The sequence below is a fragment of the Pseudomonas sp. HD6515 genome, assembly GCF_024971855.1.
GTDB lineage: Bacteria > Pseudomonadota > Gammaproteobacteria > Pseudomonadales > Pseudomonadaceae > Aquipseudomonas > Aquipseudomonas alloputida.
In genome coordinates this window covers 2,186,227-2,196,888 of record NZ_CP079827.1, presented here as the reverse complement: position 1 = coordinate 2,196,888, position 10,662 = coordinate 2,186,227, and the positions used below count along the sequence as shown (strand labels likewise).

Here is a 10,662-nt window from a genome sequence, read left to right as displayed (position 1 = left end):
CTACAGGGGCAAAGTCTGAGCCTTGTTAACGGGCTTTCTCGATGCGCCAGATGCCGAACGGCAGGTGCCAGGGCTCTATGCGCATCCATTGGGTCTTGCCGTACCACGACCAGCGGTGGCCGTTCATCAGGTCTTCACCCTGGGTTTCGGCGTTGTCGTCCAGCCCCAACTCCCACAGCGGCAACTCGAAGTGCGCCTCCTGGGCGTTGTGCGGGTCGAGGCTGACGGCCACCAGAATGTAGTTGTCACGCTCGGGCGTACGCTTGGCGAAGTACAGAATGTTGTCGTTCCAGCAATTGAAGAAGGCAACGCCCAGGTGGGTTTGCAAGGCGCGGTTCTGCCGGCGAATACGGTTGAGCTGGGCGATCTCGGCGATGATGTTGCCGGGCTGGGTGAAATCGCGTGGGCGGATTTCGTACTTCTCCGAATCCAGGTACTCCTCCTTGCCCGGCAACGGCGTGCCCTCGCACAGCTCGAAGCCCGAATACATGCCCCATAAGCCTGAGCCCATGGTCGCCAGCGCGGCACGGATAAGGAAACCTGCGCGGCCTGAGGTGTGCAGGAAAAACGGGTTGATATCCGGTGTATTGACGAAGAAGTTGGGCCGGTAGCACTGGCTCCACGGCGGCTGGTTGAGCTGCTCGAAATATTCGCGCAGCTCCTGTTTGTGGTTGCGCCAGGTGAAATAGGTATAGCTCTGTGCGTAGCCGACCTTGCCCAAGCGCGCCATCATCGCCGGTTTGGTAAAGGCTTCGGCAAGGAAGATGACGTCGGGGTGCTGGCTGCGCACATTGGCGATGAGCCATTGCCAGAACGGCAGCGGCTTGGTGTGCGGGTTGTCGACGCGGAAAGTCTTTACGCCCTCCTCGACCCAGCCGACCACCACATCGCGCAGGGCGAGCCACAGCGAAGGCACGGCCTCTGGCGCATAGAAATCGACGTTGACGATGTCCTGGTACTTTTTCGGCGGGTTTTCGGCGTAGCGGATGGTGCCGTCCGGGCGCCAGCTGAACCAGCCCGGGTGCTCCTTGAGCCAAGGGTGGTCCTGGGAGCACTGGATGGCGAAATCGAGGGCGATTTCCAGGCCGTGTTCCGCCGCCGCCGCCACCAGACGGCGGAAGTCATCGCGGCTGCCCAGTTGCGGGTGGATCGCCTCGTGGCCGCCTTCCGGGCTGCCGATGGCATAAGGGCTGCCCGGGTCGCCCGGCTCGGCCTTGAGGGCGTTGTTGCGGCCCTTGCGATGCTGCATGCCGATGGGGTGGATGGGCGGGAAGTACAGGACGTCGAAGCCCATGTCGCGGATCATCGGCAGCCGTTCGTGCACGTCGTTGAAGGTGCCGTGGCGCTGCGGGTCGTCGGTCATCGAGCGCGGGAACAGCTCGTACCAGCTGGCGAACAGGGCGGCCGGGCGGTCGACATCAAGGGGAAACTCAGGGCTGCGGGTCAGGTAGCTGCGGTGTTCGGCTTCGCCCATCAGGCGGGCGGTGGTCGGGTCGAGAAAGACGGCTACCTGGTCATCGGTACTGAGGGTGGCCAGGCGGTGTTCCACGGCCTCGAGCTCTTCGCGCAGGGCGCCGCTGCACAGCTCGATGCCTTTGCCCAGCATCAAACGGCCTTCTTCCAGCTCCAGTTTCACCTCGACGCCGGCGTGGTACTTCTTCTCCAGGTCGTGGCAATAGGTGGCAAACGGGTCGATCCAGGCCTCGATACTGAACAAGTGCGGGCCCAGCTCGGTGGGGGTGAATTCGGCCTGCCACAGGTCGTTGCCCGCCGCCTGCATCGGCACGCAATGCCAGCGCCTGCTGTGCGCCTGGCGCCAGTTGAGCATCACCGCCAGGCGGTCGTGGCCGTCGCTATAGGCCTTGGTGCTGACTGCCACAGGCTGGCCGCTGACGGCCTTGGCGGCGAAGCTGCCGGCGTCGAGCACGGGTTGGGTGTCTTCGATCACGATGCGTGGCGCCAACAGCGCCTGGGCCAGGCTAATGGCCTGGTCCGGGTGATCGTTCGCCATGGGCACGCTTTCAAAGGGCTCGTTTCGTGACATCGACCTTGCTCCCTCAGGCTGGTGGCGGTAAGGGTTCAGAGCCGGGCACAGGCGGGGGGTTCAAAATAATTGAGCGAACGGCAGCTGCCAGCGGTCAGAGCCTACAGCACCTCTTCACCCACCCACGCGAGGTCAGGCCATGAACATTCCCATTCCACCGGAGACACCCGATCCCAACATCGACGACCCGAGCTTGCCGCCACCCGTACCGGAAGAAGACCCGGACGAGCTGCCGATCAAGCCGACCGTGCCGCCGACAGTGGGCGACCCACCGAGCCAGGACCCACCGGTGAAGGCTTAAGGGTAGACCACGGAACTGATATGTCTGTCAGTTGCGTTCAACTGGAGCTCGTATGATCATCGGGCCTCCTCAAACCGGAGGTGGTTGAGTCATGTCAGAAGCGCGCGATTACATCAAGTAGCACGGGATGACGTGAGGGGCCAACTTTCGCAGTTTGGCGTCGCGGGTTCATCCCGGGCAATCTGGACTATACGTTATCGCTGCTTGAATTACGCTATACGGTAGGCGTGCGGCGGCATGCACTTCGCCCCATCAGGGCAATTATTTTCGACGCCCGCGCAACGCGGGATCTGTGGTCCCCTTTTACAACTGTTATTTTTACCAGTTTCGTAAGATCGCTGCTTGCGCTATATAAACCACACAACACCCGTCGGGAGAGCGACCACCGCCTTGTTGCTCAAACTCGTGAACTCGCCGAACCGATGAACACCACCTATTCAGCGCCAATAAAACTTGTCAGACGCCTCATTACTAGACTGAAGTTTCGACAATATTGATTTTCACACGGAGCAATACCATGTCAGCATCCAACACTGTCATCCCTGACACTCATGTCAGCTACTGCGTTTACGGCTACAGCAAAGCGCTGACCCTGAAACCTCGCCTAACCGGCTTTAATGGCGCACATTTTGACCCTCACGCACATTACTACCATTTGGGACAAGGCTATCGCGCCTTCAGCCCTACACTAATGAGATTCATCTCCCCGGATCGTATTAGCCCCTTTGGACGTGGAGGAATTAATAGCTACGCCTATTGCAATGGCGATCCAGTCAACCGCACAGACCCAAGTGGAGCCGTTGCTTTCGCTCGACTCGCTCATCTCGCTTTACGCCCCCTGAATTGGGCATACAAAATCTTTTTCAAAAAACCAAATATAAACGTTAATTTTAACAAGCAGAATGTACAGCTCCCCGGCCAAAGCCCTGAAGAAACTGCACGGCTCAGGTTGATAGCTATGGGAGACGGCCTACGCATACTGAATAAACTCTCCAAGCCGGCCCCCCACCTAGTAGAAAAAATAGGCCAATATTTAGCACCTGGGGATTTAACCGCAGCAGCAGCAGCCTCAGACCCCTTCAAAACCGGTGTAACGCCAAGAATCGTCCACCGCATCACAACAGAAAGATATTTGAAACAAGCTGCAAACATCATGGGTGGAGAAGTAACCGACTATCGGAACGATGGCTTGCTAACCATAGCAGATATATTCAGCCTTGACAAAATAGAAGCAGAGGTAAGAAAAATGCAAAACCCTAGTTATTTCGGAGATTCAGATCACTATATCAGCCCACAGGAGCGATATAGAAAGTTAATGGGACATATAAATATTATTCGTAGTATCTTGGAACATCCGGAACTCTGGTCTTAGTTAGGATGGCTTGACCAAAACGGGCTAGCTGTGCCGGCCATTCGCGGGTCTTGCCCTGCGGACCGGCACCGCTACAACGTTACTCGGTCGATCCCACCATAAACTCCACGACACTGATCTCCCGCATCCGGAACTTCTGCACCTTGCCCGTCACTGTCATGGGGTATTCGTCGACGAAACGGATATACCGCGGCACCTTGAAGTGGGCAATGCGCGCCTTGCACCAGCCCTGCAGTTCCTCGACCGTGGCGCTATGCCCCGGGTGCAGCTTGATCCAGGCGACGATCTCTTCGCCATAGCGGCTGCACGGAATGCCGATCACCTGCGCATCGGCCACCGCCGGGTGGGTGTAGAAAAACTCTTCCAGCTCACGCGGGTAAATGTTCTCGCCGCCGCGAATGATCATGTCCTTGTTGCGCCCGACGATGCGCACATAGCCCTGCTCGTCCATCACCGCCAAGTCACCCGAATGCATCCAGCCGGCCGGGTCGATAGCGTCCGCGGTGGCCTGGGTCGAGCGCGATCATTGTGTGCACGTTTAACCGCGAAATAGGGGCCGGACAGCCCAGCACATCATCCATGTTGACGCGGTTTAACTGTGCTCGCCGCTACGAGTGACCGTTACTGGATCACTGAGTCGCGACGGCTATTAAATCCATTAGCCTAGGATTTACACAGAGTTCAATACAACTGACATTTCTGCCAGTAGCACAGGTGCTCTACTTTAGAGCATGCTTCCCGTGATTACCCTACTAAAAGCGGCTTGGCTTGGCCGTACATAGACCGAGGCGAAATCACAGCACTTTCAAGAAGCAAGCCGACAACTGCGCGAAGCAAAGGAGTCATGAATGCCCCCATCAACGCCACACACTCAAAGCCCTCAGCCGATATGCTTTACCCCCTATGGCCACAGTGGGGGGATCGGCGACGCGGCCATCGCCACTGGTTTCAATGGTGTTCCGTTTGATATTCACGCCAATTGCTACCACTTAGGCCAGGGCTATCGGGCATTCTTTCCTGGGTTAATGCGATTCTCCAGCCCCGATAGCCTGAGCCCGTTTGGGCTCGGTGGACTGAACGCGTATGCCTATTGTAATGGCGACCCTGTTAACTACGGCGACCCCCAGGGCACAGCCGGGGTGCCGATTGGGCGGACTGGGAACACCCCTCGTTCTGGGAGGGTCACCGCGAAAGGGCAATTTGGTATTGGCAACACATCGCATCAAGTAAAATCCTATAGGAACGCAATGCGGGAGAATGAGAAGGTGCAGGGAGTCGATATCGCTCTGGACCTCTTAGATCATAAAGTTGATCTATTCAATGCCGTGACAAAGGATCTGAAAAAATTGGATAATACCGCCGTTCGTAGAAACCCCTTCGTCCGGGAAAAGCTCATCAAGGCTCGTACTGAGGCGTTTACAGACCATATGAAGAATGTATTAGCCGGCGAGAGGCGACGGTATGCTGATGATGTTATTTTAACCGATACGCATAGAAAATACCTGAGCACCCTCGATTCAGCATTGGTAAGTGCCTACGCTCCGTACCGGGAGCATCAGAGCGACTGGTACCATCCTGGGTACCATATTGAGGGGATAAGGGATACACCCCTGTTCCTGGCACAATGGGCAATAAGGGACGCTAAATTATTGCTCGATGTCGGTGATTCACCACTTTACCGCGGAGTTAAGGATAGTCTGAAGTAGTCATACATTTCTGGCTGACTGCAGTATCTGCCGATTTCAAAAGCGCCAGGCACACCTCTGCTGCGTTGGCCAGCAAATGTCGGCGGGCCATCCACAGATTCGACAGGGCAAACAGCGTCACCATCTGTGCCGCATTCTCTGACAATCCTCGCCGCGATCCCCCAGGTGGCCGTTGATCACGGCCAGAATTCCGTACGCCAACTTATGGTTCTCCAGCAGACGACGGAAGTTGAGGATGGGGGGTTCGTACAGCGCTTCCTCCATCGCAGGATCGCTGTAACCGAACCAGTTCTACATCAGGTGCACGCGCAACATCGCCATATTCCTGGCATGCAGTGACCTCAATATCGAGCCAATGTAATAGATCCGGAATCTGATGCTGGCATGGCTTGGCCTCATCGTGGGTTCACCCGCGAAGAGGCCGGATAACCCAGTGCATCAACCTGCAGAAACAGCCGAAATTTCTGCGACACTGATCTCCCGCATCCGGAACTTCTGCACCTTGCCCGTCACTGTCATCGGGTATTCGTCAACGAAACGGATATACCGCGGCACCTTGAAGTGGGCAATGCGCGCCTTGCACCAGCCCTGCAGCTCCTCGGCCGTGGCGCTGTGCCCTGGGTGCAGCTTGATCCAGGCGACGATCTCTTCGCCATAGCGGCTGCACGGAATGCCGATCACCTGCGCATCGGCCACCGCCGGGTGGGTGTAGAAAAACTCTTCCAGCTCACGCGGGTAAATGTTCTCGCCGCCGCGAATGATCATGTCCTTGTTGCGCCCGACGATGCGCACATGGCCCTGCTCATCCATCACCGCCAGGTCACCCGAATGCATCCAGCCGGCCGGGTCGATGGCATCCGCCGTGGCCTGGGGGTTGTCCCAGTAGCCCAGCATCACGCTGTAGCCGCGGGTGCACAGCTCGCCAATCTCGCCGCGGGCGACGATGCAGCCATCGGCGTCCACCAGTTTGTTTTCCAGCTGCGGCTGGGTGCGGCCGACGGTGGTCACGCGCAGCTCCAGGTCGTCGTCCGGGCCGGTCTGCAGTGACACCGGGCTGGTTTCGGTCATGCCGTAGGCGATCTGCACTTCAGCCATGTGCATCTGGTCGATGACCCGGCGCATCACCTCGATCGGGCAGGTGGCGCCGGCCATGATGCCGCTGCGCAGGGTGGACAGGTCCATCTGCGCGCGCGACGGGTGGTCGAGCATGGCGATGAACATGGTCGGTACGCCGTACAGGATACTGGCACGCTCCTCGGCCACGGCGCGCAGGGTGAGCTCGGCGTCGAAGGCGTCGTTGGGGTAGATCATGGTGCTGCCGTGGGTGATGCAGCCGAGGTTGGCCATGACCATGCCGAAGCAATGGTACAGCGGCACCGGGATCACCATACGGTCGCGGGCCGTCAGGCCTAGGCTTTCACCCACCATGAAACCGTTGTTGAGGATGTTGTAGTGACTGAGCGTGGCACCTTTGGGCGCACCGGTGGTGCCTGAGGTGTACTGGATGTTCACCGGCTGGTCGAATTGCAGGCTTTGCTGACGGGCGGTGAAGGCTTCGGCAGACGTCTGCCCTGCCCGCTCGGCCAGTGCGTGCCAGGGCAGGAAACCGGCAGGCGGGTTGGCGGCCAGGCTGATGACGCCACGCAACTGGGGCAGGCATTCACTGGCCAGCTCACCAGGCCGGGCGCTGGTAAGCTCAGGTACCAGCGCCTGCACCATGGCGTGGTAATCAGACGTCTTGAAGGCTTCAGCGCAGACCAGCCAGCGGCAGCCGGACTGACGCAACACGTATTCCAGTTCGCCCACACGGTAGGCCGGGTTGATGTTGACCAGGATGGCACCGACCTTGGCACTGGCCAGCTGCAAGATGCACCACTGGGCGCAGTTGGGCGACCAGATGCCAACACGGTCGCCAGTGTTCACGCCCAGTGCGATCAGGGCGCGGGCATATATTTCGACCTGTTCGGCCAACTGCCGCCAGCTGTAACGCAGGCCCTGGTGGCGGGACACCAGGGCCTCGCTGTCGCAACAGCGGGCCACGGTGGCATCGAAAGCCTGGCCGATGGTCTGGGTCAGCAAGGGTCGGTCCTGGCGACCGCGGGTATAGCTCGGTTGACTCATGGGTGTCCCTTCTTGTGGTTGTTTTGGGCACGGCTGAAGCAAGCGGGAATACTCTGGCGCAGATTTACGTTTACGTAAAGGTGACGAGTGGATTGACAGTGCCTCCCCGCAGGTTTACGTTAACGTAAAGGTGATGAACGATACCGGAACCTCCGGCATGACGCCGACCCTTGCAGGAGCGGGCTTGCCCGCGAATGCGATCACCCAGGCAATGACGGTGGTCCTGCTGACGCATTCGCGGGCAAGCCCGCTCCTACAGGGGTCGGCGGTTAGGCTTTGAGCTACGGTGTTACCCAATTTCCAAGAACAAGAAGGTGCCCCAGCATGCATTACCCCTCCCTGAACTTCGCCCTGGGCGAGACCATCGACATGCTCCGCGACCAGGTGCGCACCTTCGTCGCCGCCGAACTGGCCCCGCGTGCCGCGCAGATCGACCACGACAACCTGTTCCCCGCTGACATGTGGCGCAAGTTCGGTGACATGGGCCTGCTGGGTATCACCGTACCGGAAGAGTACGGTGGCGCTGGCCTGGGCTACCTGGCCCATGTGGTGTCGATGGAAGAAATCAGCCGGGGCTCCGCCTCGGTGGCGCTGTCCTACGGCGCCCATTCCAACCTGTGCGTCAACCAGATCAACCGCAACGGCACCCACGAGCAGAAGCTCAAGTACTTGCCCAAGCTGATCAGCGGCGAGCACATCGGCGCCTTGGCCATGAGCGAGCCCAATGCCGGCTCCGACGTGGTGTCGATGAAACTGCGCGCAGAAAAACGCGGCGATCACTACGTGCTCAACGGCAGCAAGACCTGGATCACCAACGGTCCCGACGCCAACACCTACGTGATTTACGCCAAGACCGACCTGGACAAGGGTGCGCACGGCATCACCGCGTTCATCGTCGAGCGTGACTGGAAGGGCTTCAGCCGCAGCAACAAGTTCGACAAGCTGGGCATGCGTGGGTCCAACACCTGCGAGCTGTTCTTCGACGGCGTGGAAGTGCCGGCAGAGAACATTCTGGGCCAGCTTAACGGCGGCGTGCGCGTCCTGATGAGCGGCCTGGACTACGAACGTGTGGTGCTGTCCGGCGGCCCGACCGGCATCATGCAAAGCTGCATGGACCTGGTGGTGCCGTATATCCACGACCGCAAGCAATTCGGCCAGAGCATCGGCGAGTTCCAGCTGATCCAGGGCAAGATTGCCGACATGTACACCCAGCTGAACGCCAGCCGCGCCTACCTGTATGCCGTGGCCCAGGCCTGCGACCGTGGCGAGACCACCCGCAAGGATGCTGCCGGGGTGATCCTGTACACCGCCGAGCGCGCCACGCAAATGGCCCTGGAGGCGATCCAGATTCTTGGCGGCAACGGCTATATCAACGAATTCCCGGCTGGGCGCCTGTTGCGCGACGCCAAACTGTACGAAATCGGTGCCGGCACCAGCGAAATCCGCCGGATGCTGATCGGCCGCGAACTGTTCAACGAAACCCGCTGAACATAAGGGACGGGCGCACATGGCTACCTTGCACACCCAGATCAACCCGCGTTCGGCAGAATTTGCCGTCAACAGCGCGGCCATGCTCGAACAGGTCCAGGCCCTGCGCGGCTTGCTCGCCCAGGTTGCCCAGGGCGGCGGGCCCAAAGCCCAGGAACGGCATACCTCGCGTGGCAAACTGCTGCCGCGCGAGCGTATCGACCGCCTGCTGGACCCGGGCTCGCCGTTCCTCGAGATCGGCCAGTTGGCCGCCCATGAGGTGTACGGCGAAGACGTGCCAGCGGCGGGCGTGATTGCCGGCATCGGCCGCGTGGAAGGCGTGGAATGCATGATCGTGGCCAACGACGCCACGGTAAAAGGCGGTTCGTACTACCCGCTGACGGTGAAGAAGCACCTGCGTGCACAAACCATCGCCCTGCAGAACCGCCTGCCGTGCATCTATCTGGTGGACTCCGGCGGCGCCAACTTGCCACGCCAGGACGAAGTGTTCCCCGACCGCGAGCATTTCGGGCGCATCTTCTTCAACCAGGCCAACATGAGCGCGCAAGGCATCCCGCAGATCGCCGTGGTGATGGGCTCGTGCACCGCTGGCGGCGCCTACGTGCCGGCCATGGCCGACGAAGCGATCATGGTGCGCCAGCAGGCGACCATCTTCCTCGCCGGGCCGCCGTTGGTAAAAGCCGCCACCGGTGAAGTGGTGAGCGCCGAAGACTTGGGGGGCGCCGATGTGCATTGCCGCACCAGCGGCGTGGCCGACCACTATGCCGACAACGACGAACATGCCCTGGCCCTGGCCCGGCGCAGCGTGGCCAACCTCAACTGGCACAAGCAGGGCAAGCTACAACGCCTGGCACCGGTGGCACCGCTGTATGCGGCCGATGAGCTGTACGGCGTGGTGCCGGCCGATGCCAAGCAACCGTTCGACGTGCGCGAGGTGATCGCCCGCCTGGTCGATGGCTCGGTGTTCGATGAGTTCAAGGCGCTGTTCGGTACCACGCTGGTGTGCGGTTTCGCCCACCTGCATGGCTACCCGGTGGCGATCCTGGCCAACAACGGCATCCTGTTCGCCGAGGCCGCGCAAAAAGGTGCGCACTTCATCGAACTGGCCTGCCAGCGCGGCATCCCGCTGCTGTTCCTGCAGAACATCACCGGTTTCATGGTGGGCAAGAAGTACGAAGAAGGCGGCATCGCCAAGCACGGCGCCAAGCTGGTCACCGCCGTGGCCTGCGCCCAGGTGCCGAAGTTCACGGTGATCATCGGCGGGAGCTTTGGTGCCGGCAACTACGGCATGTGCGGCCGCGCCTACGACCCGCGCTTCCTGTGGATGTGGCCCAACGCACGGATTGGCGTGATGGGCGCCGAACAGGCCGCCGGGGTGCTGGCACAGGTCAAGCGCGAGCAGAGCGAACGCAGCGGCCAGCCATTCAGTGCCGAAGACGAAGCCAGGCTCAAGCAGCCGATCCTCGACCAGTACGAGCGTCAGGGCCACCCCTATTATTCCAGCGCCCGCCTGTGGGACGACGGCGTCATCGACCCGGCACAGACCCGCGACGTCCTCGGCCTGGCGTTGTCTGCCGCGCTGAACGCGCCGATCGAACAGAGCCGCTTCGGCATTTTCCGGATGTGACCC

The 10,662-nt window shown here is 60.2% G+C and carries 7 protein-coding genes and 2 pseudogenes; 5 read left to right on the top strand and 4 right to left on the bottom strand.

Annotated elements, in window-relative coordinates:
• Positions 1-25: 25 nt before the first annotated feature.
• The gene (locus tag KW568_RS10065) at positions 26-2,044 is read right to left on the bottom strand and encodes an alpha-1,4-glucan--maltose-1-phosphate maltosyltransferase (RefSeq protein WP_004576086.1); all 2,019 of its coding nucleotides are present in this window, start codon (positions 2,042-2,044) and stop codon (positions 26-28) included.
• A 139-nt stretch (positions 2,045-2,183) separates the two neighbouring features.
• On the opposite strand from KW568_RS10065, the gene KW568_RS10060 reads away from it, so the two are divergent.
• Complete coding sequence (locus tag KW568_RS10060; RefSeq protein ID WP_004576087.1) at positions 2,184-2,345, top strand: hypothetical protein; 162 nt, start codon at positions 2,184-2,186, stop codon at positions 2,343-2,345.
• Positions 2,346-2,862: 517 nt separating this feature from the next.
• On the top strand, positions 2,863-3,717 hold the full coding sequence (locus KW568_RS10055) for an RHS repeat-associated core domain-containing protein (protein WP_004576088.1): 855 nt from the start codon (positions 2,863-2,865) through the stop codon (positions 3,715-3,717).
• A 79-nt stretch (positions 3,718-3,796) separates the two neighbouring features.
• Here KW568_RS10055 and KW568_RS10050 read toward each other — a convergent pair.
• Positions 3,797-4,228, bottom strand: a pseudogene (locus tag KW568_RS10050) (AMP-binding enzyme); the annotation flags it as partial.
• A 337-nt stretch (positions 4,229-4,565) separates the two neighbouring features.
• Here KW568_RS10050 and KW568_RS10045 point away from each other — a divergent pair.
• Positions 4,566-5,423 (top strand): RHS repeat-associated core domain-containing protein, encoded by an 858-nt coding sequence (locus KW568_RS10045; RefSeq protein ID WP_004576467.1) that lies wholly within the window; start codon positions 4,566-4,568, stop codon positions 5,421-5,423.
• A 150-nt stretch (positions 5,424-5,573) separates the two neighbouring features.
• On the opposite strand, the pseudogene KW568_RS10040 reads toward KW568_RS10045, so the two are convergent.
• Positions 5,574-5,744 (bottom strand): annotated as a pseudogene (locus tag KW568_RS10040) (IS5/IS1182 family transposase); the annotation flags it as partial.
• A gap of 117 nt (positions 5,745-5,861) precedes the next feature.
• Positions 5,862-7,544, bottom strand: a complete 1,683-nt coding sequence (locus KW568_RS10035; protein WP_004576465.1) for an AMP-binding protein — start codon at positions 7,542-7,544, stop codon at positions 5,862-5,864.
• Between the two features lie 324 nt (positions 7,545-7,868).
• Between KW568_RS10035 and KW568_RS10030 the strand changes: the two genes are divergently transcribed.
• Together KW568_RS10030 and KW568_RS10025 are read left to right on the top strand one after the other, a co-directional pair.
• Entirely contained in the window at positions 7,869-9,032 is a 1,164-nt protein-coding gene (locus tag KW568_RS10030) for an isovaleryl-CoA dehydrogenase (RefSeq protein ID WP_003251317.1), read from the top strand.
• A 19-nt stretch (positions 9,033-9,051) separates the two neighbouring features.
• Positions 9,052-10,659 (top strand): carboxyl transferase domain-containing protein, encoded by a 1,608-nt coding sequence (locus tag KW568_RS10025; RefSeq protein ID WP_004576464.1) that lies wholly within the window; start codon positions 9,052-9,054, stop codon positions 10,657-10,659.
• The last annotated feature ends 3 nt before the right edge of the window (positions 10,660-10,662 follow it).